General features: G+C 43.2%; 16 protein-coding genes and 1 tRNA gene. 12 read left to right on the top strand and 5 right to left on the bottom strand.

The genetic code is table 11. The annotated features are described in order from the left end of the window. Positions 1-8 precede the first annotated feature (8 nt). From BUQ87_RS08400 to BUQ87_RS08390, 3 genes are all read left to right on the top strand, one after another. The gene (locus tag BUQ87_RS08400) at positions 9-710 is read left to right on the top strand and encodes a response regulator transcription factor (protein WP_038262482.1); all 702 of its coding nucleotides are present in this window, start codon (positions 9-11) and stop codon (positions 708-710) included. Next, a complete protein-coding gene (locus tag BUQ87_RS08395; protein ID WP_052635951.1) occupies positions 707-2,089 on the top strand; it encodes a sensor histidine kinase in 1,383 nt (460 codons plus the stop codon). The genes BUQ87_RS08400 and BUQ87_RS08395 overlap by 4 nt, the downstream gene beginning before the upstream one ends. A 95-nt stretch (positions 2,090-2,184) precedes the next feature. After that, positions 2,185-2,727: a hydrolase gene (locus BUQ87_RS08390; protein WP_038262491.1), complete on the top strand. Its 543-nt coding sequence runs from the start codon at positions 2,185-2,187 to the stop codon at positions 2,725-2,727. Between the two features lie 78 nt (positions 2,728-2,805). Here the strand turns inward: BUQ87_RS08390 and BUQ87_RS08385 are convergent, their stop codons facing one another. Beyond that, complete coding sequence (locus BUQ87_RS08385) at positions 2,806-4,884, bottom strand: GGDEF domain-containing response regulator (RefSeq protein ID WP_038262493.1); 2,079 nt, start codon at positions 4,882-4,884, stop codon at positions 2,806-2,808. 273 nt (positions 4,885-5,157) lie between these two features. On the opposite strand from BUQ87_RS08385, the gene BUQ87_RS08380 reads away from it, so the two are divergent. Next, positions 5,158-5,715, top strand: coding sequence for a hypothetical protein (locus BUQ87_RS08380; RefSeq protein WP_038262496.1), 558 nt, complete (start codon positions 5,158-5,160; stop codon positions 5,713-5,715). 184 nt (positions 5,716-5,899) lie between these two features. Continuing rightward, positions 5,900-7,402 carry a DUF1846 domain-containing protein gene (locus BUQ87_RS08375; protein WP_038262500.1) on the top strand — a complete coding sequence of 501 codons (1,503 nt, stop codon included), beginning with the start codon at positions 5,900-5,902 and terminating at the stop codon, positions 7,400-7,402. Between the two features lie 472 nt (positions 7,403-7,874). Here the strand turns inward: BUQ87_RS08375 and BUQ87_RS08370 are convergent, their stop codons facing one another. Together BUQ87_RS08370 and BUQ87_RS08365 are read right to left on the bottom strand one after the other, a co-directional pair. Then, on the bottom strand, positions 7,875-10,079 hold the full coding sequence (locus tag BUQ87_RS08370) for a PEP/pyruvate-binding domain-containing protein (RefSeq protein WP_159434291.1): 2,205 nt from the start codon (positions 10,077-10,079) through the stop codon (positions 7,875-7,877). A gap of 227 nt (positions 10,080-10,306) precedes the next feature. After that, positions 10,307-10,383: transfer RNA gene (locus BUQ87_RS08365), tRNA-Pro, on the bottom strand. 323 nt (positions 10,384-10,706) lie between these two features. Here BUQ87_RS08365 and BUQ87_RS08360 point away from each other — a divergent pair. From BUQ87_RS08360 to BUQ87_RS08340, 5 genes are all read left to right on the top strand, one after another. Continuing rightward, on the top strand, positions 10,707-11,753 hold the full coding sequence (locus tag BUQ87_RS08360; protein WP_038262506.1) for a uroporphyrinogen decarboxylase family protein: 1,047 nt from the start codon (positions 10,707-10,709) through the stop codon (positions 11,751-11,753). Then, positions 11,734-13,473: an ASKHA domain-containing protein gene (locus BUQ87_RS08355; protein WP_038262868.1), complete on the top strand. Its 1,740-nt coding sequence runs from the start codon at positions 11,734-11,736 to the stop codon at positions 13,471-13,473. The genes BUQ87_RS08360 and BUQ87_RS08355 overlap by 20 nt, the downstream gene beginning before the upstream one ends. Before the next feature lie 29 nt (positions 13,474-13,502). Continuing rightward, positions 13,503-14,363 carry a uroporphyrinogen decarboxylase family protein gene (locus tag BUQ87_RS08350; protein WP_038262516.1) on the top strand — a complete coding sequence of 287 codons (861 nt, stop codon included), beginning with the start codon at positions 13,503-13,505 and terminating at the stop codon, positions 14,361-14,363. A gap of 18 nt (positions 14,364-14,381) precedes the next feature. Continuing rightward, a complete protein-coding gene (locus BUQ87_RS08345) occupies positions 14,382-15,431 on the top strand; it encodes a uroporphyrinogen decarboxylase family protein (protein WP_242943814.1) in 1,050 nt (349 codons plus the stop codon). 195 nt (positions 15,432-15,626) lie between these two features. Then, positions 15,627-16,340 (top strand): glucosaminidase domain-containing protein, encoded by a 714-nt coding sequence (locus BUQ87_RS08340; protein WP_052635953.1) that lies wholly within the window; start codon positions 15,627-15,629, stop codon positions 16,338-16,340. A 13-nt stretch (positions 16,341-16,353) separates the two neighbouring features. On the opposite strand, the gene BUQ87_RS15040 is transcribed toward BUQ87_RS08340, so the two are convergent. Next, positions 16,354-16,734, bottom strand: a complete 381-nt coding sequence (locus BUQ87_RS15040; protein ID WP_143182434.1) for a hypothetical protein — start codon at positions 16,732-16,734, stop codon at positions 16,354-16,356. A 95-nt stretch (positions 16,735-16,829) separates the two neighbouring features. On the opposite strand from BUQ87_RS15040, the gene BUQ87_RS08330 reads away from it, so the two are divergent. Continuing rightward, entirely contained in the window at positions 16,830-17,243 is a 414-nt protein-coding gene (locus BUQ87_RS08330) for a bactofilin family protein (protein ID WP_038262520.1), read from the top strand. A gap of 88 nt (positions 17,244-17,331) precedes the next feature. Here the strand turns inward: BUQ87_RS08330 and BUQ87_RS08325 are convergent, their stop codons facing one another. After that, on the bottom strand, positions 17,332-17,934 hold the full coding sequence (locus tag BUQ87_RS08325; protein WP_038262522.1) for a zinc dependent phospholipase C family protein: 603 nt from the start codon (positions 17,932-17,934) through the stop codon (positions 17,332-17,334). Between the two features lie 217 nt (positions 17,935-18,151). Here BUQ87_RS08325 and BUQ87_RS08320 point away from each other — a divergent pair, with 217 nt between their 5' ends. After that, positions 18,152-19,912, top strand: coding sequence for a B12-binding domain-containing radical SAM protein (locus BUQ87_RS08320; protein WP_038262524.1), 1,761 nt, complete (start codon positions 18,152-18,154; stop codon positions 19,910-19,912). The last annotated feature ends 16 nt before the right edge of the window (positions 19,913-19,928 follow it).

Genomic DNA, 19,928 nt, shown 5'->3' with positions numbered 1-19,928 from the left:
CAATATATGTGGCTGCAAAGATACTACTTCTTGAAGATGAAAGGGCAATAAGAAGTTTCATAAGGATAAACCTCAAGAGAAAGGGGTTTGAAGTAATAGAGGCGTCGACTGGTGAGGAGGCCCTGCAGCTGTTTAGAGAAAACAAAGACATAATCGTGGCGGTTTTGGATGTCATGCTGCCTGGAATAAGCGGATTTGAGGTTTGCAAAGGCATAAGAAGCAGCGACAGTGAAATAGGAATAATAATGCTTACGGCAAAATCACAGGAAGAAGACAAGATAGAGGGTTTTGACACGGGGGCTGATGATTATGTGACCAAACCATTCAGCCCAAGTGAGCTCATGGCAAGAGTAAATGCGCTTTTAAGAAGAGTCGGCAGCAGAGAAAAAAAGGCCGCAAGCAAACTGGAGTCGGGTCCGTTTGTGCTTGACATGGATGAAAGAAGACTTTTCAAGGCAGGCGAGGAAATAGAAATAACACCTACGGAATTTTCGATGATTGAGCTTTTCATGAAGAGCGATGGCAAAAACATAAGCAAAGACCACATACTGGATGAAATATGGGGGAAAAACTATATAGGGGACATGAAGATAGTCAGCGTCAACATAAGAAGGCTTAGAAGTAAAATAGAGGATGAGCCGTCGCAGCCGAGGTATATAGAAACTCTTTGGGGATACGGATACAGATGGTGCGAGGGGGAACAGGCTTGAAGGGAATAAGGAGAAAGCTCATACTAAGCTATGCGGCGGTGAGCATTTTGACTATAGGCATATTCCAGGTGATGTTTTACGCCGGAATAACACACTACTACAGGTGGAATATTGAGCAGTCCCTTTCGAGCAGGGCATTTGCATCTTCTGAATTCTACAACAGCTATATGAAGTATGAAAGGCTTGAAGACAAGGCCAAATACATGATGGAAAATTTTTCTCTGGATGAATACCTGGAGATACAGATAATAGACAAAAATGGCAACGTGCTTGAGTCTTCGAGCGGGTTCTATTCAAGTGAATATGTGGACACTCCGGACTTTAAAGGTGCGGTTGAAAGGGACGAGATAGGCTCTTGGCTTGGCGAGAATGTAGGAACATCTGAAAAGGTCATATCGGTATCGGCTCCGCTTTATTATGCCGATGAGATCACAGGTGTTGTAAGGTATATAACCTCAATGGAGGATGTCGACAAAACGGTGAATGCGCTTATAGCAAGGATAGCGCTCGTGGGCGTTGCAGCATTGATTGCGGCCCTTGTGGTAAGCGCCCTTCTTGGAAGGGGAATAATAAGGCCTATAAAGAGCCTGCGGGAGATATCCGAGAAAATGGCGGGGGGAGATTTCAGCCTGAGGGCCGACATAAAAAACGAAGACGAGATAGGTGAACTTGCTGACACTCTAAACTACATGGCTGATGAAATAGTAAAGAGCAACAGTATAAAAAACGAATTCATATCGTCGATATCGCATGAGATAAGGACGCCCTTGACTTCAATAAAGGGCTGGAGCGAGACAATACTCGGAGGGGACATGGATGACGAGGAGGAAACGCGGGAAGGCCTGCAGATAATAGCCTCAGAAACGGACCGCCTCATAAATCTTGTTGAGGAGCTTCTCGACTTTTCGAGATTCAGCTCGAAAAAAATGACACTGAAGAGGGAAAATGTGGACATAATACCCCTTTGCACGGACACGGTCAGGCAGTTTTGGTCCAAGGCGCAGTCAGAAGGCATATCCATAAAATGCAAATTTGAGAAAAACACATTGAACATAAGCTGTGACAGGGACAGGATAAAGCAGGTGCTCATAAACTTTATGGAAAATGCAACCAAATTCGGGGAGGGAGAGATACATGTAAGTGTTGGAGTCGAAGGGCTCTACGCATACATATGTGTTGAAGACGACGGCTGCGGAATACCCGATGATGATATGGAAAAGGTAAAAGAGAAATTCTACAAGGGAAATCCGAACATGCCGGGAAGCGGCCTTGGGCTTTCGATAAGCGATAAGATTGCAAACCTGCATGGAGGAAGAATAGAAATATCAAGAAGCATACTTTCGGGCGCAAGTGTAAAGCTGATGCTGCCATTGGAATAAGGTGCCGTTCGAATTGAGAGTTCTAACAAGGCTTATTTGGGTATCTATTATAGGGTAGAATAAATAAAAAGTTTAGGCTTAGGAGGAAAATGGAGATGAGAGTTATTAGAGAAAAAACGGCGGCTATGATAATAGACATACAGGAAAAATTCATTCCCCATATGTTTTACAATCACAAGCTCATAGAAAACATGGAGAAACTTGTAAGAGGACTTAAAATACTCGACATACCAATGATTATGACGGAGCAGTACAAAAAAGGTCTTGGAGAAACCATAGAGCCAGTAAGGGCTGTACTGGAGGAAGTAGAGGCTAGGGAAAAGATGACATTCAGCTGCTGTGATGCCGACCATATAGCAGAGGAAGTAGAGGGCATGGGGAAAAAATTTGTCATACTGGCTGGAATAGAATCGCATATATGCGTGATGCAAACTGCTGTGGACCTTTTAGGCAAAGGCTATATACCTGTTGTGGTGGAAGACTGCATATCATCTAGAAAGGAAAACGACAAGAATGTTGCGGTTGAAAGGATGAGGCAGGAGGGAGCCATAATAACGACGTATGAATCAATACTTTTTGAGCTGTGCAGGGATGCAAGGTCTTCAGAGTTCAAGGGGATATCTCAGCTTGTGAAATAGTGCTGGATATTAATGGAGAAGAATGAGCGGGTTTGGAAAATAAAAAGCAAGCCGCCAATTAAGTATGCGGCTTGCTTTTTATTTTTTTGAAATATCAATATTCAAGTCTGTGCTGTAGAGTTGTTTGAAATTTTCTATCGGCATTGGTTTTCCAAAGAAGAACCCCTGCATTTCATCGCAGTTGTTTTCCTTGAGGAAGTCAACCTGCTCCTGGCTTTCAACCCCTTCGGCAACTATTGAAAGGTCGAGGCTTTTGCCAAGTGCAAGTACAGTGGAAGGGATTATAGAATTATCCTTTTCTCCGTTTATCTTGCTTACAAATGACCTGTCTATTTTAAGCTTGTGCACTGAAAAATTACTCAGCTGACTGAGTGATGAATAGCCTGTGCCAAAATCGTCTATGGCGAACTTTATGCCCATTGCCTTGAGATCACGTATCATATTCAGCGTGTGTTCAACGTTTTGCATGGCGACGCTTTCGGTTATTTCGAGCTCAAGATACTGCGGGTCAAGTCCTGTTTCAGCTAAAACCTTCGATACCATTTTTGTAAGGTTTTGAAGCTCAAACTGTACTGCAGACAGGTTTACGGCAACTGTAAGCGGCTTAAGCCCCATGTTGTGAAGAGCCTTTGTGTGCGTACATGCGGTGTGCAAAACCCATTCGCCTATTGGGACTATAAGTCCGGTCTCTTCTGCAAGAGGTATGAATTTTTGCGGGGGAACAAGGCCCCATTTAGGATGCTGCCACCTGACAAGGGCCTCCATGCCTATGACCTGTTCGCTTTCAGTGTCCACTTTGGGTTGGTAGTGGACTACGAATTCCTTGTATTCAAGCGCCCTTCTCAGGCTGTTTTCGAGCGCCAGCCTTTCAAGAGCCTTTGCATTCAAGGCGTGAGTGTAAATCTGGAAGTTGTTCTTGCCCTTTTCCTTGGCCCTGTACATAGCGACATCTGCGTTTGTTAGAAGAGTTTCTTCGTCTTCGCCGTCGTTTGGAAACACGGTTATGCCTATGCTTATTGTAAGGTAAAGCTCGTGCTCATTTATTATTATGGGTTCTCTTATGGAATTGAGCACCCTGTGAGCTATATTGCCTATTTTCTCTTCCTGGGTTATTCCGGGAAGAAGTATGACAAACTCGTCTCCACCTATTCTGGCAACGGTGTCGTCAGGGCGGACACATTCCTTAAGTCTTGCTGAAACCTGCTTTAGCACGCTGTCTCCCGTATTATGTCCGAGAGTGTCGTTTATGAGCTTGAATCTGTCAAGATCGAGATACATTACTGCAAGCTTTTGATTTGTATGCTTTGCATGTGAAATTTCAAGAGACAAACGGTCTTTCAAAAGAAGCCTGTTGGGAAGTTCGGTAAGGGAATCGTAAAAGGCCTTGTACTTTATCATGTCCTCATAGTTTTTTCTTTCAGTCACGTCTCTTAAAATCACAGTGTATAGCGGGGAATCGGACGAATTGAATTTGCTTATTGTCAGCTCTATTGGAATTTTATCCCCGTTTTTTTGATATCCTGAAAATTCACAATTGCTGTCAGTTGTTTTTTCATAATATATTTCGGGAAACCTAAGACCCGATATCAAATTGCATATGTTCTTGCCCAGGAGTTCGCTTTGTGAATATCCGAATGTGATCTCGGCAGCGGGATTCATGAACTTTATAATTCCCATGGAGTCTACTGTTATTATGCCCTCAACGGCATGGTTTATTATTGACAGGGCGAAGGCTTCGCTCTGTCCCAGTGATATCTCGTTATGGCGGGCCTTGAGCAGGCGCGTAATCCTCTGGCGCAGCACGGCCCAGTTTATGGGCTTGCTTACATAGTCCGCAGCCCCTGAGTTGAATACGCGGTTTACAGAAGACTCATCGTCCATGGAAGTTATCATTATAACTGGAGTATCTTTTCCGTTTTTCAGCTCTTGAATTTTTGAACAGGCCGTGACCCCGTCCATTACAGGCATAACAAAGTCCATAAGGACAAGGTCAGGATTTTTGATTTCGAATAATGACAGTGCCTTGGCGCCATTTTCCGCTTCTATAACCCTGTAGCCCTGCTCTTCTAAAAAGTTACGAAGTGTGGAACGTATAAGCGCTGAATCGTCAGCGACTAGAACTAATGGATTTTTTTTGTTGAAAATTTGATTGATCATTACTTGTGTCGGACTCCTTCCAAATTTCATGTGAAGCAAATTAATAATATGTATAAGTGAAAATATAATTTCAAATGAATTTCAGTATGTATCTCCCTACAGAATTAATTATAAGACATGGCGCTGCATAAGACGAGCCCTAAATATAAAATGAATACATATTTAAATTACTGTTTATCATAAATTGCTGTTGTTTTTGAATCTGGGGGGGTATTTTTAAAATATGATTAATTAAATGATTTGAACATATTATAGTTGAAAGGGGATGAGGGCATGAAGGGAAAAAGACTATGGATAATGGCGGCGCTGCTTGCAGTTATAGGAATTGTTACGGCAGGCTGCGGAGGGAAGGCTCCTGAGCTGAAGGAAGTAGAGGGGGAGTGGACGGAAGGAACTATAACGTTTGAGCAGGTCAGCATAGAGGACGATTTCAAGATGGAGATCGCAAACAAGTCCGGAGATGCCGAAACGGCCCTTGAGGAGATCAACATGTTCGAGTCAATAAAGGGACAGACAAGAGGAGTTGTGCTTAACATAAATGCTGTTGATGAAAAAAACGGCACAGTTTCAATAAAGGTCGTTGACATGTACCCGGGAGAATCGGATTCGACCGAAGGTCCTTATGCATTCATATATGACAATGGGAAAATATCCATAGAGACTGTAAAAGAGGACTCGAGCTTTGACAAGAACCAAGTCATGAATTTCAATGTCGAGATTGAAGACACTGGAAAGGGCTATTCGCTTGAAGGAACCTGGGAGATGAAATATGAAGACGAGTCAATGGTAATGAAGAGCAAAATAAGCGCGCTCAAGCTGAAAAAGGAATAGCGTGGGATATAAAAGCAGCCGGATACGGCTGTTTTTATGTAGATTTACTTTGTTCAAGAAAAAAAACAAAAATATTCTAGTTTTCTCTTATAATAAATTCGATTTGTGGTAAAATAGTCAACGGAGAATAATTGCGGAGAAACATTACGGAGAATAATTAAGGATAAGGATAGTGAGGTTGATTATGAAAATAGGTTTTGATCCACAAAAATATTTGGAAGAACAGTCAAAGTTCATACTTGAGAGAGTCAACAATTACGACAAGCTTTATTTGGAGTTCGGAGGAAAGCTTCTTTTTGACATGCACGCAAAGAGAGTCCTTCCTGGCTTTGACGAAAATGCAAAGATAAAGCTTCTTCACAAGCTTAAGGAGAAAGTGGAAGTTGTAATCTGCGTTTATGCAGGAGACATTGAAAGAAACAAAATCCGTGGAGATTTTGGAATAACTTATGACATGGACGTGTTAAGGCTTATTGACGACCTGAGAGCGTATGAGCTTGATGTAAACAGCGTTGTTATAACCAGATATGCAAATCAGCCTGCGGCGACAATATTCATGAACAAGCTTGAAAGAAGGGGAATCAAGGTATACACTCACAGCGCTACAAAGGGATATCCTACAGACGTGGATACCATAGTAAGCGACGAGGGATACGGAAAGAACCCGTATATAGAGACTACAAAGCCTATAGTGGTTGTTACGGCTCCGGGACCTGGAAGCGGAAAGCTTGCTACATGCCTGAGCCAGCTTTACCATGAGCACAAGAACGGAAAGGTTGCGGGATACTCAAAGTTTGAGACATTCCCTGTGTGGAATGTTCCGCTTAAGCACCCTCTTAACATAGCATATGAGTCGGCAACTGTCGACCTTAAGGACGTAAACATGATAGACTCGTTCCACTTCGACGCATATAACGAAGTGGCTGTAAACTACAATAGAGACATAGAGACTTTCCCTGTCCTAAAGAGGATAATAGAAAAGATAACGGGAGAGGAAGCGGTTTATAAGTCGCCTACGGACATGGGGGTAAACCGTGTAGGTTTTGGAATAATTGACGATGAAGTTGTCAAAGAGGCTTCGAGACAGGAAATAATAAGAAGATACTTCAAAACCGGTTGCGAATACAAAAAAGGATATGTAGACCTTGAGACATTCCAAAGGGCGAGACTTATAATGGAAGAGCTTAACCTTAAGCCTGAGGACAGAAAAGTTGTTGTACCTGCAAGGGAAAGAGCGGCTAGACTCAAGGAAGAGCTGGCTGAAAATGAGCAGTGCACGGCAGTGGCTCTTGAGCTTAGCGACGGAACAATACTTACAGGTAAGGGATCGGATACAATGGATGCTGCATCGGCAGTACTGCTTAATGCAATAAAGCATCTTTCGAACATGGATGACGAAATCCATCTGATTTCACCTGTTATACTTGAGCCAATAATAAACCTTAAGGAAAAGACTCTTGGAAGCAGCATAACGGCTCTAAACTGTGAAGAGATACTGATAGCCCTTAGCATAAGTGCGGCTACAAATCCTATGGCAGAGGTTGCTATGGAGAAGCTTTCACTTCTTAAGGGATGCCAGGTTCACTCGACTACAATACTGAGCACTAATGACGAGCAGACATTCATGAAGCTTGGAATGGATGTGACTTGCGATCCGGAATATCCATCAGAGAGACTGTACTACTAGCAATTGAAATAGTTTGACTTAAAGCAGCCTGCACATTTTGTTTGGGAAAACTCCCGAGGATGTGCGGGTTTTTTATTTTGATGTGCGGGTTTTTTATTTTTGGGAAAAAATCAGTAGGGTATTATGATTGCGATGGATATTACAACTAGAGTTTTAGAAATGTGAATTACTATATTACGCTGATAAGATAGTATGACATGACAGATACTGTAGCGATAAAAACACGCAGTGTACTATGTGAATTTTTAATAACAAACACCTCCTTTTGGAAAATTAGAGTGAATATGCATTATATCATGGAAAATATGATGTGTCAAATCAATATGGCTAAAAAGCAGCGGTTTTTTCACCCTACGGCTTTGAATTATGTACAAATATGTTGAACGTGTTCAGAAAAAACACATCCGCATTTGACAACATTTACAATGAGATAGGCAGCTGAAAGCTGAGAGGGACAGCTGCCTGATTTGTTTTACGGATAGCCATGTTTACTTTTTGTTCTTTTGAATGAAGGTTTGCCTATAAGTACGACGCCAATATCGCCGTTGACGGTGACGATATCCCCTGTTCTAATCCACTCCGTTGCACGGCTTATGCCGTTGACTGCAGGTATGTTCATCTCTCGGGCGATAATCGAACTGTGGACTAGCATTCCGCCTCTTCTTTCAACAATTGCGCCTGCCAGTGGTATGATAAATGTCATCTGTGGCTCTACTGCGTCAAAAACGAGTACTTCTCCGCTTTTGACGCTTTCAAAGTCCTCAAGAGAGCGAATCACACGAGCAGTGCCTGTAAATACACCCGGTGAAGAGGGTTGGCCGATCCTTTGACTGGGCCTGTTAATTTTCACGTCGGAGGGTTTTGCTGATTCTTGGCTTGAACTCAGCTGAACCTTCTTTTTATTTGTGAGCCCTTCCCAAAATTGTATCCAGTCGTCTAATACAAAGTCTGCAGGCGAATTATCGAGTAGCCCTTCATTTTTCAGGAGGATTGCCGCCTGCTGCATAAAAGCAAGCAGCTGGTTCTCAAGCTTGCCCAGCAATATGTTGTCATCGTCTCTGAGGCGCCAGCTCACCCTGCCGATTCTTAGCCATTGTTCGGCTTCTTTTTTTCTCTCATCTCCAGCCTTTTCGAAATATTGTGATATATACTTTTGTAGACCTGAATTGTCCCCATGTTTTGTGGCTAATGGACTTTCTGACAGTTTGATAATTACATTCAGTGAAATCTCGGGAGCCCTGTTTAAATTGACGCTTTGGTAGTGTGTGTTCATATTCTCTTTCAGAAATTTCAGGAAGGCATCTATGAAAGCCTCCTCCTCTGGTCCGCGTTGTCTGATTACCATTAGCTCCTTGAAAAGTCGTTCTCCCCGCAGGCCCGAGCGGACGGCTTTTTGCAGGCGATTTTTCAAAGACGGCAGGTGTCTTAGAGATTCAGCCAGCACATTCATTTCACGGTTTCTGCTTTCGGCCATTAAAGGGGTGCCTTCCAGAAGGTCCATAAACTCGTAGGGGTCCTGGGGATGAATGATTTCATTGTAAAAAAGCCCGAATTGTCGTATGCCGTGTGCGAACGGAATGAACTCATTCTGATATACGCTTGTCCAGTAATCATAGCTTTCGCCTCTCTTCCTAAGGGCGTTGGCGAGGGCCTCTTTGGACAGGCCTTCAGGGGATGTTCCGGCAAACCTTTCACATGTTTGCATCAGCTGAGGAATCAATATGTGCTCAACCCGATTTGCCAGGTCTACAAGTTGTTGCATTTTTGGCGTAAGAGTCAAGTACCACTGCTTTTCCTCGCTCGACTCCCGCGACAGCCCTGTGATCGGCCTGACCTGAAGTACGGTAAAATCTTCTCCAAGCCCTGTCCACTCGACATCTACAGGCTCGTTGAACAGCTTCTCCAGACTCAGCACTTGTTTTTGAAGCGATCTTATCCTGGAGTCTTCAAGCAGCCGCTTGCTTAGGGGAGACTGAATCAGCTTTATATTTCCAGATGCCTTGTCGATTTGAATTCGCTCAGGCGTCTTCAAGTTGCTTACAAGCATGTCCAAAGACCCTTCTATGGCTTCTATGATAATGGACGTAGCATCATTGGATATTGGATTTGCGGTGAATGCAATTCCGGACACGTCCTTATACTCCATCCTTTGGACAAGAACCGCCATAGAGCTTTTGAGAACATCCAGCGAAATCTCATTTTTGTAAAGCAGCGAACGGTCGCTCCAGAGGGAGGCCCATACCAGTTTGACTTTATCCAGTACATCTAGTGCCCCTTTTACGTCAACATATGACTCATATATGCCAGCAAATGAATAGGCCCTAGTGTCCTCTTGCGGAGATGAAGAACGAATTGCAAAAGAGGTTCCTTCGGACCATCTGGACAGCTGGTTTAATATATCGAGCTCAATGTCACTGGGCATTTCGGCTTTAATAAACGCAGACTGTATCCTGAGTGAGGCATCCCAAAGCTCCTCCCACCGCATGTCTTCAAATGGCTTTTTGGATATTTCCATTTTTATGAATTTATTCAGTTTGTTGTGGGCCAAAAATCGCCTATAGCATTTCGTGTTTATGCAAAAGCCGTCGGGCACGTTGAATCCCTCTCTTTTGCATATTGACAGATTCCTGCTCTTTCTTCCAATCGCTTGAATAGGATATTCGCAGGCCCTATCCAAAGGGATTGTGAACGTTGGTTTGGAGTCCATTTTACCACCTGCCTGACAGAGTAAATTTGTCTGTATTTTACAAACTGTATCTTTTATATTCTTGTAAATGTATTCCCTTAGTTTATACCCTATACTCATGACTTCAGTCCGGGCGGTTCAATCCAGTTGTAGTAAATTTATAGTCAAACAGCAATAAAAAAGCCTTCAAAGATCATTTGATCCTTGAAGGCTTTTACTGGTCGGAGTGACAGGACTTGAACCTGCGACCCCTTGACCCCCAGTCAAGTGCGCTACCAAACTGCGCCACACCCCGAAAAAGTATTGTTTGCACACAACCATTATATTCAAAAAAAGGGTTTTTGTAAATATGTAAAGTAGAGATATAAGATAAAAAATGAAATATGGAATGAGTTGCATGCAGTTCCAAGGTGTAATATGTCCGGTGGTTAATATTTTACATGCTTGTGATAGTACTGTATAGGCATTGGATTTATAAGGAATTATATGGTATAAAGCTGTTGAATGGGAAGAACATGTACTATAGAGATTTCTAATTCGACACTTAGGTGTATTTAGTTTAAAATTTTCATGTGGTGGGAAATTTTTTTGAAAAATATATGAATAGAGGTGTTTGTATTGAATCAGAAGGAGAGACTTTTAAAGGCTCTAAACGGAGAAAAAGTCGACAGGCCTCCGGTTATATGTCCGGGTGGAATGATGAATGCGGGAGTCACTGGAATACTCGACAATATAGATGAAAATCACAACTGCAGCGTCGATGCCATGGTGGATGTTGCGAAGAGGATAAACGAGGACCTAGGGTTTGAAAACTACGGAGTCCCGTTTTGCATGACAATAGAGGCCGAGCCTTTGGGGGTTAAGCTTGACTTTGGGGGCAAGCTGGTTGAGCCTCTTGTGAAGGAGTACAACGAGGACTCTGTTGACGAAATAATGAAAAACTACAGTGTAGATCCGCTGAAAGACTACAGGATGCCCGTTGTAATAGAGGCTATAAAAAGGCTTAAAAACGACGAGGTTCCCGTAATAGGAAACATAACAGGGCCGCTGAGCACCGCAACTTCCATAGTCGATCCTCTTGATTTTCTAAAGATGCTAAGAAGAGATCCTGACAAGGCGTTTGAGTTCTTGAAGTATGTAAACGAGTACTCCATAAGATACGCTGTTGAGATGGTAAGGGCTGGGGCGGACGTTATAACCTTTTCAGACCCTACAGCCACTGGAGAGATACTGGGAAGCAAGAACTTCGAAAGGTTCGTAGTTCCGCTTTACACTGAGTCCATAGAGAGGATACACGCAGAAGGCGCCAAGGTTATAGTGCACATATGCGGAAAGGCAAAGGCCATAGTGGACAGCATGAACAAAATGGGAGCGGACGCCCTTAGCTTTGACTCTGCAGTCGGAATGAAAATGGCCAGAAGGCTAGTACATACAAGGCTTATGGGAAATGTAAGCACTCAGCTTTTAAACGACGGGCTTCCTGAAAAGGTTGTGACTGCTACAAACGTATCGATAGAATCGGGAGTCGACATAGTGGCTCCGGCGTGCGGACTTGGAATGTCCACTCCGGTTGAAAACCTCAGGGCCATGACAGGCCATGTGAAAGATGGAGACTATTCATATGTCAGAGGGGAAGTTTTGGAATATGTCAAAGATAACATTTAAGGGATATGGAATTGAAATAGATGCGAAAGACGGAGAGAAGCTTTCTGAGTGCATAAGGCGTGCAGGGCTTAAAATAGAGACTCCCTGCAATGGAATAGGGACATGCGGAAAATGCAGGGTGATTGCAAGAGGCGACATGTACCCTCCAAATGAGGCCGAAAAGAAGATTATAGAGGGGCAGGAAAATGTGAGGCTTTCATGCCAGGCGAGGGTGAAGGGCGATGTCGAGGTGGAGCTTTTCAACATAAAGCCCGCTGGATCTGAAATGAAGACCATAAACAGGGGGTATTCAATAGAAGTTCCTGTGGACGCGAGGATAAGAGGGCTTGAGATAGAGTGCGGGGAGCAGCTGTCTTCTTCTCCGCAGTTTAATGTGTTCGGGCTTGGGGCGTCAAGGCCTGGAATTCTCAGGAAAATGGGAGGCATAGAGAGAGACAAGCTGAGCAACTTCCATGCCGTACTTTGCGACAACGAAATAATAGATGCCCACAGTGAAAAGCAGGGCATAATGGGGGTTTCCATAGACATAGGGACTACAGGGCTTTCAGCCTACCTTGTAAACCTTGAAACGGGTGAGGTTATCAGAAAGGTTTCTGGGCTTAATCCACAGACTGAGTACGGCGGAGACGTGCTCTCGAGGATAACATATATAATGAACAATGAAAACGGAGCGCCCCAGCTTGAAGAGTGCATAGTAAAAGAGCTTAACAGCATGATAGCAAAACTTGTGGACGGGATATGCGGACTTGAAAACGTGTACAACGTCGTAATAGCTGGAAACACCACTATGCTCCACCTTCTTTTGGGGGTGGACCCTGTCTCGATAGCGAGGGCCCCATACAGGCCGGTGTTTCTGCATGCCATTGATATTTCCCCTGCCGACTGCGGGATGGATATAAACGAGTCGGGAATTGTAACGGTGCTTCCGAGTGCGTCTGGATATGTGGGAGCCGACATAGTTTCGGGAATAATAGCCACGGGCTTTAACAAGAAGGAAAACACCTGCATATTCATAGACATAGGCACAAACGGCGAGATAGTCGCGATAAGCGGTGGCAATATGGCGGGAACGTCAACGGCCGCAGGGCCTGCACTTGAGGGAATGAACATATCATGCGGAATGAGGGCCGAGGACGGGGCAATAGAGTCTTTCAAAATAGGAGAAAACGGAGAGTTTGAAATAGGCGTAATAGGAGGCAAAGGGGCTGTTGGGATATGCGGTAGCGGTCTTATAGACATTGTGGCCCAGCTTTTGGAAAAGGAAATAGTCATGAAAAGCGGCAAGTTCAACTCCAAGGGGATGGATGAAAAATTCGTCTCAAGGCTTGACGGCAAGAAGTTCAAAATAACTGACGAGGTGTTCATATCGCAAGGGGACATAAGGCAGATACAGCTTGCCAAGGGGGCGATAGCAACAGGAGTCACAATGCTTCTCAAGGAGCTTGGAATAGGGATAGAAGAGGTTGAGGAAGCCGTCATAGCAGGAGCTTTCGGATACCACTTAGACCCTGAAAATATAAAGACCGTAGGGCTTATACCAAAGGGTTTCAAGGGAGACATAAACTTTGTTGGAAACTCATCCATAGAGGGTGCCAGGCTTTCTCTTATAAACAGGAGCCTTTTGGAGGACATGAAGCGCGAGGCCCAAAACATTTCTGTGCTTGAGCTTTCGACAAGGGCGGAGTTTCAAGACTATTTCATAAAAGAGCTCAGGTTCTAAACCATATTGAAGCTGTAAGGGAGGATGCTATGAGTTTTGAATGCAAGGCCGACAAGTTTGAAGTTATAGACAGCAAAAAATTTACTGAAAAGGGAATATCGTTTCCTAAAATTCACACTGACCTCGATCAGATGGTGAGCTATTCGCTTCTCGTAAAGGAGAGCAGAGGTGACTGCTTTGCAAGCGTACCATTTTGCGTGACTGTCGAGGCAGACAGCCTTGGCGCAGACATAAACCTTGGCGATGAGAATATAGGCCCAAGGTCAAGAGGATATTTTATAGACGATGCAAATGGCATATACAAAATAGGAAAGCATGACTTTTCTGAGGGTAGGATAGGCACTGTTCTTGATGCAGTGGAAAAGCTTTCAGGAATGGGAGAGACTGTGGCACTTAATGTTGAGGGGCCAATCACGATAGCCATGCAGATTATGGACTCTGCCGCGTTTTACAAGGCTCTCAGGAAGGACGAAAACGCCTGCAGCTATTTCATAGAGACTATGAGCAGCAACATATTCGAATATATAAAAGAAGGCGTAAAAAGAGGCGCCAAGATAATATCTTTTGCAGACCCCAGCGGCGACATAAATATAGTAGGGCCAAAGCTTTACAGGAGCATATGCGAGCCTGTGATAGGCAATGTGCTTGGAAGGATAAAAAGGGAAATCAGGGGAGTGGTTGTGCACATCTGCGGAAAGACTTCCACTGCGCTTGAGTCGAGAGGGACCGCCAATATTGAAAAAGTTGAGTACGAAAAGGAAAAGAGCTATGGGATGGCCATTTGCGACATATACAAAGAGGACGAGGCCGTTTTCATAGGTCACAGATGCATAAAGACTGGCAATAGGATATATGAAAACCCCATGATGTTTGTGCTTGGAATCGAATAATCACTAGGAGGGACTACCGTGGAATATTTTATAAAGCCGGATGAGATGACACCAAGGGAGAGAATGGATGCTTTTGCAAAGGGCGAGGAAGTAGACAGAATTCCGTGCTGTCCCATAATGGGTGAGACGTGTGCGCCCATATTTGGAATATATCCCGCACAGCACAACCATTCCTCGGAGCTTATGACAAAGGTTGAAGTAGAGGTATTCAAGATGTTCAGACCCGACGGGGCTGGAATAGGAACGGGGCTTAGGGGAGTTGCGGAGGCCATGGGCACTGAGCTTGTATATCCTGAAAAAAGCATATCCTACGTTAAAAAACCTGTTCTCAAAAGCTACGACGACCTTGGGAAGATAAAGCCTGCAGACCCGAGAAAAGACGGAAGGCTTCCTATAATACTGCGCGCGCTTGAGATGATAGACAAGGAGATAGGACATGAGGTTGAGGTTTCAACTGACATAGCGGGACCCTTCAGCGTCGCGGCCGCTGTAAGGGGTACAGAAAATCTGCTGAAAGACCTTAGAAAGAGCCCCAAAGAGCTTCACTACCTTTTGGAAATAATAACCGAGAGCAATTTGAGATTCATAGACGAGGCTTGCAGCATGGGATTTGGAGTCGGATTTTCAGACCCGGTTTCATCGCAGAGCATGATAAGCGTTCCGCAGTTTGAAGAATTTGTAAAGCCTTACATGAAAAAATGCATGGACAGGATAGCAAAGTGGAGGGGAAGCGGAGGAGGACTCCACATATGCGGAAAGAGCAAGGGGATATGGGAGTCCATGGTCGATTGTGGAATTTCGGTTCTGAGCATAGACAACATAGAGGACCTTGAGGAAGCCAAGAATGCTGTCGGTGACAGGGTTGTGATAATGGGAAACATAAAGCCTGTGGACACCGTAAAACTTGGAAGCATAGAGGATATCTATAAAGAGGCCAGGGCATGCATAGAAAAAGGCGGGGACAGTCCTAAGGGCTTCATACTCAGCACTGGATGCCAGATTCCAATAGGAACTCCGCCTGAAAACATAAAGGCGGTTATGGACGCGGCGAGGATATTTGGCAGGTAATCCAAATACACATATGTCTTGAAAAATCATAAATACTGACCATTTTTAACTAAGGCAAGGGCGTTTTGAAGAACCAGTTTGATTTACTGGTTTTCAGGCGCTCTTTTTATTTTTTAAGTAATACGCATGCTCTGTGGGTATATAAAAAAGTAAAATAACATTTTACAAAGCATATTATAGAAGGAGGTGGTACCATTGATCAGGTTGACTTCGTATTTTTTAATAGCCGCTGTGTGTATAATATCATCTTTTTTAACAGTGAATTTGGGAAGGGATTTAATACAGGCTGTGAACATTGAGGATACAGGCTCTGAGTTTGAGCAGGCTGACAAAAAAGTCCATGAGCTTATAGAAAACGCATCAAGCTTGAATGAGAAGGCATCTGTTGTGAAGGAAGATTTGAAAGAAATCTCAAAAATGGCCTATTCAGGTCCTTATGAAGGGGAGGATACTTCAAGGGGAGGATATTACAGGAAAAACTATATTGACATGAAGTTAGACCAAAAATGCGGTTATTCAAAAAGCCAGCTGGAAAAAATGGTGAAGGGTACCCCTCTTGAAGGTATAGGAGAATACGTGCTTGCAGCGGAGCACATATACGGGGTAAACGCTCTTTTCATAGTTTCGCTTGCACAGCATGAGTCGGGAAATGGAATGTCAAGGCTTGCAAGAAGCAAAAACAATCTCTTCGGGCTTGGGGCATATGATTCAAGCCCCTATGAGAGTGCTATGACTTACAGCTCGAAAGAGGAGTGCATAATGTATTTTGCAAAGATGATAAACAGCAGGTATTTTGGCCAGGGACACCGAACTTTGAGGAAAATAGGCAGCCGATATGCATCGGATCAGGAATGGCCTGAAATAATTGCCAAAGCAATGAAACTGAATGAACAAAAGGCGTTAAAATAGGATGCTACGCATCCTATTTTAATATGCTTTTTATAAAGGAACTCTTTTCGAGATTGTTCCTGTATATTATCATCTCGTCCATGTCTTCCTCTGCGCTCTGGAGCTGCTTCGCAAGAACATCCAGGTCATTTTTGAGAAGGGCGTTTTCATTTTCGAGGTCACTGCACCTGTCCACTGCAATTGTGTATTCGAATTTCATATTTGAATACTCCCTTTTCATATGGAAGTAGAAGCTGCCCATGTTTATGGCTGCGCAAAGGAGTACAAAGATGAGTGAAAAGGATACTATCTGGTTGAGCCGGAGAGTCTTCAGCTGTCCCCTCGTGCTGTAGAAGTGGAGGGTTATGTTCTCTTTGAAGAAGGGTTTTTGCAAAAGGCGTTTTAATGATTTCAATTCTATCACCTCAAAATTTTCTTTTAAAGTTAATAATACCAATATAAAAGGGTATTAAAACTTAAAATAAAAAATGAATGAATCGGGGGAATAATATGATAAAGGATATGGATATAAAAAAGGGATACAAAAAGATTATAAAAAAGGACGAAATAACGATAATATCTAGGGGCTGCAGCATAAAAGGGGATGTCCAGGGGGATTGCGACATTAAAATAGCCGGGACTGTAATTGGAAACGTGATTACCACGGGTGAGGTCATAATAGAGGAAGGATCTTTGGTGAGGGGCAATATAGATGCGCCGAACGTGCATGTGAAGGGGGAGGTATACGGAGACATAAACGTGTCTGAAGGTATAATACTGGATTTTAAGTCGAGGGTTGAAGGGAGTATGGCGTACAAGACTCTTTCGGTGGAAAAAGGGGCTTTCTTCAGAGGCACGTGCAGTGTTTTACAGGTTGGTGAAGAGGCTGTGGTTTCTGCCGAAGAAGATGCGGAAAGCGTGTGATGCAAAAATAAAAAAAGGAGTATTGTCTGTAAAGGTGTAAAAGAAAAAGGATGCGAAATCGCATCCTTTCTATGTGTCCAATTTAAATTTAATATCCGGAATATCCGGCTGCCTTTTGAAGGCTTTTGCTTGTAACTACGGAGTGTTCTGAAACGAGTATCCCTATAGCTGAAGATACATTTATGGAGCCGCGCACATCGTTTATGTATCCTGCAGGGTTGTCCTTATACTCAAGGTGAAGCTCTTCTATGAATTTTATTATGTTCTGCCTGCTTATTCCGTCCATGTACGGCATGTTTACGTTTTTCAGTCCCGAAAAGGCTTTGAAACTGTCGTGTAGGCGCTTTTCGTATGTCAAATGCTCCTTGAGCTTGTCGTGGAAGTAGTCTCTGTCGTGGTGAGGAAGACAGAAAAAGTCCGAAAGAAAATGCGTTATTATCCCCAGTTTTACAGAAAACCTGTTTATTGAAATTGGATTGTCGTGAAGGCCCAGAGCCATAAGGCTTTCTATCTCGTCAATTACAAAACCAAAGCTCTTGTCCTTGTAATGCTTCTTTACGGCAAGCGTAGGCCATATGTCAGGCTTTATGCTTCCATATATCAAAAGATTCCTGTTTAATTTTATTCCGGTTTTCTTCTCTATATTATCATGGAGATGCGATCCTATGATCTTATGCGTTTGCGCTAACAATTTATCAACCTCTTTTCGCTGATATAGTATGTTGCCCTATCTATTATTGTATGCTAATAAATGTAAAAATTCAAGTTTTATTGTAAACGTAATTTGAAATGTTTTGAAATTGTCTGTGCGGATGTTGAAATTATGCACTTAATTTGTTTTGAAATGGATATAAAAAAAATTTTGTGCTAATATATTATAGATTAGAAATAGTTCTGGAGGAAAATTTATGAATGTACTTCTAGTAGCAATCAATTCAAAATTTGTACACACGAATTTAGCGGTGAGATATCTGGAAAAAGCGTGTTATGACATCGCCGATGTAGATATTCTTGAAAATTCCATAAACACTGACAAGAATATAGTATTAAAGAATATATACCTTAAAAAGCCGGACATCATATGCTTTTCATGCTATATATGGAACATAGACTACATGCTTGAAATAGCCGGAAACATTAAAAAGGTAATGCCTGAAGTCCACATACTGTTCGGGGGGCCGGAGGTTTCATTCGACCCCGAAAAAATAATGCTGGAAAATTCTTTTATAGACTTAGTGCTTTCCGGCGAGGGAGAGGAGTCGTTGCGCGAGCTCATAATGTGCATGAAAGGCAGGGGCGACTATGAGTCTATAGACGGGCTAACATTCAGAAAAAGAGAAGATGTCGTAAAGAATGCGCCAAGAGAGCTCATAAATGACATGGGCAGTGTAAGGAGCCCATATGAGGACATGGATGAGGGTGAGTACAAGGACAAGATAATATACTACGAAAGCTCAAGGGGATGTCCTTTCAACTGCCAGTACTGCATGTCTTCCACAATAAGGGGAGTGAGGAACTTTCCTCTTGAAAGGGTCAAAAAAGAGCTGAAGGAATTTGTAGACGCAAATGTTAAACAGGTAAAGTTTGTTGACAGGACGTTCAATGCAAACAGGGACAGAACTCTCGAAATGATAGCTTTTTTAAAGGAAAATGACAACGGATATACCAATTTCCATTTCGAGGTGGCCGCCCACATAATGGATGATGAGCTCATAAGGGCGCTTTCAGATTCGAGGAGGGGGCTTTTCCAGATAGAGATAGGGATCCAGTCCACAAATCCCAACACTCTTGCGGAGATATGCAGGAGTCAGGATTTTGGCAGGATAAGGCATGTTGTGGGCACCATAGCCAAATGCCAGAAGGTGCACCAGCACGTTGATCTCATAGCGGGGCTGCCTTATGAAGGGTATGAAAGCTTTGCAAGATCTTTTGACGACGTATTCTCGATAGGGGCGGACCATGTGCAGCTTGGATTCTTAAAGCTTTTGAAGGGGTCGCCCATAAGGGAAAACCAGATTTCAAAGCATGGGTATGAGTTCTCTTCGAAGCCTCCCTACGAAATCCTCAGCAATAAATATATAGGATTTGGAGAGATTTTAAGGCTAAAGGAGATAGAGGAGATACTGGAGCTTTACTGGAATTCCCGCGGTTTTTCAAAATCGTGCACGTATGTTATTGAAAACTTCTACTCTGAAAGCCCGTTCAGATTCTTTGAGGATTTTTCACGATACTGGAGCGACAGGGGATATTTCGAAGTGGGCCATTCTAGAAACGCTCTTTATGAAATGTTTTCAGGGTTTTATGAATTCCGGATAGGAAATAATATGGAGCTTTTCAGGGAACTGCTAAGACATGACTACATGGCAAGCGCGAAGGCATCTGCGGCACCAAAGGCTCTTGGGGGTTATGATATAGCCTGCTTCAAGGGCAGGTGCTATGAATTTGTCAGCAGTCCTGAAAACGTGTCAAAATATATGGGAATGTACAGCGGACTTGATTCAAAGGGGATTCTCAGGAAGATAAGAATAGAGGCGTTTTCTTATGACATTAAAGCCCTGTTTGGGGACATGAAGACCAAGCCTGTCAAAAAAGACACGTTCGTACTATATGTATACGATGGCGTTGACAGCCTGCTTGAAAAGTCCAATGTTTATTTTATAGAAATTTAAATAGAAAATATGATTT

It is taken from the genome of Peptoclostridium litorale DSM 5388, assembly GCF_900141635.1.
In the GTDB taxonomy this organism is placed as follows: domain Bacteria; phylum Bacillota; class Clostridia; order Peptostreptococcales; family Peptostreptococcaceae; genus Peptoclostridium; species Peptoclostridium litorale.
This window is presented reverse-complemented; position numbering and strand designations above follow the sequence as displayed.

Bases quoted from the DNA above. Each gene is read 5' to 3' on its own strand.
- BUQ87_RS08390 (WP_038262491.1), top strand. From the start codon at position 2,185: ATGAGAGTTATTAGAGAAAAAACGGCGGCTATGATAATAGACATACAG.
- BUQ87_RS08385 (WP_038262493.1), bottom strand. From the start codon at position 4,884: ATGATCAATCAAATTTTCAACAAAAAAAATCCATTAGTTCTAGTCGCT.
- BUQ87_RS08380 (WP_038262496.1), top strand. From the start codon at position 5,158: ATGAAGGGAAAAAGACTATGGATAATGGCGGCGCTGCTTGCAGTTATA.
- BUQ87_RS08375 (WP_038262500.1), top strand. From the start codon at position 5,900: ATGAAAATAGGTTTTGATCCACAAAAATATTTGGAAGAACAGTCAAAG.
- BUQ87_RS08355 (WP_038262868.1), top strand. From the start codon at position 11,734: ATGTCAAAGATAACATTTAAGGGATATGGAATTGAAATAGATGCGAAA.
- BUQ87_RS08350 (WP_038262516.1), top strand. From the start codon at position 13,503: ATGAGTTTTGAATGCAAGGCCGACAAGTTTGAAGTTATAGACAGCAAA.
- BUQ87_RS08330 (WP_038262520.1), top strand. From the start codon at position 16,830: ATGATAAAGGATATGGATATAAAAAAGGGATACAAAAAGATTATAAAA.
- BUQ87_RS08320 (WP_038262524.1), top strand. From the start codon at position 18,152: ATGAATGTACTTCTAGTAGCAATCAATTCAAAATTTGTACACACGAAT.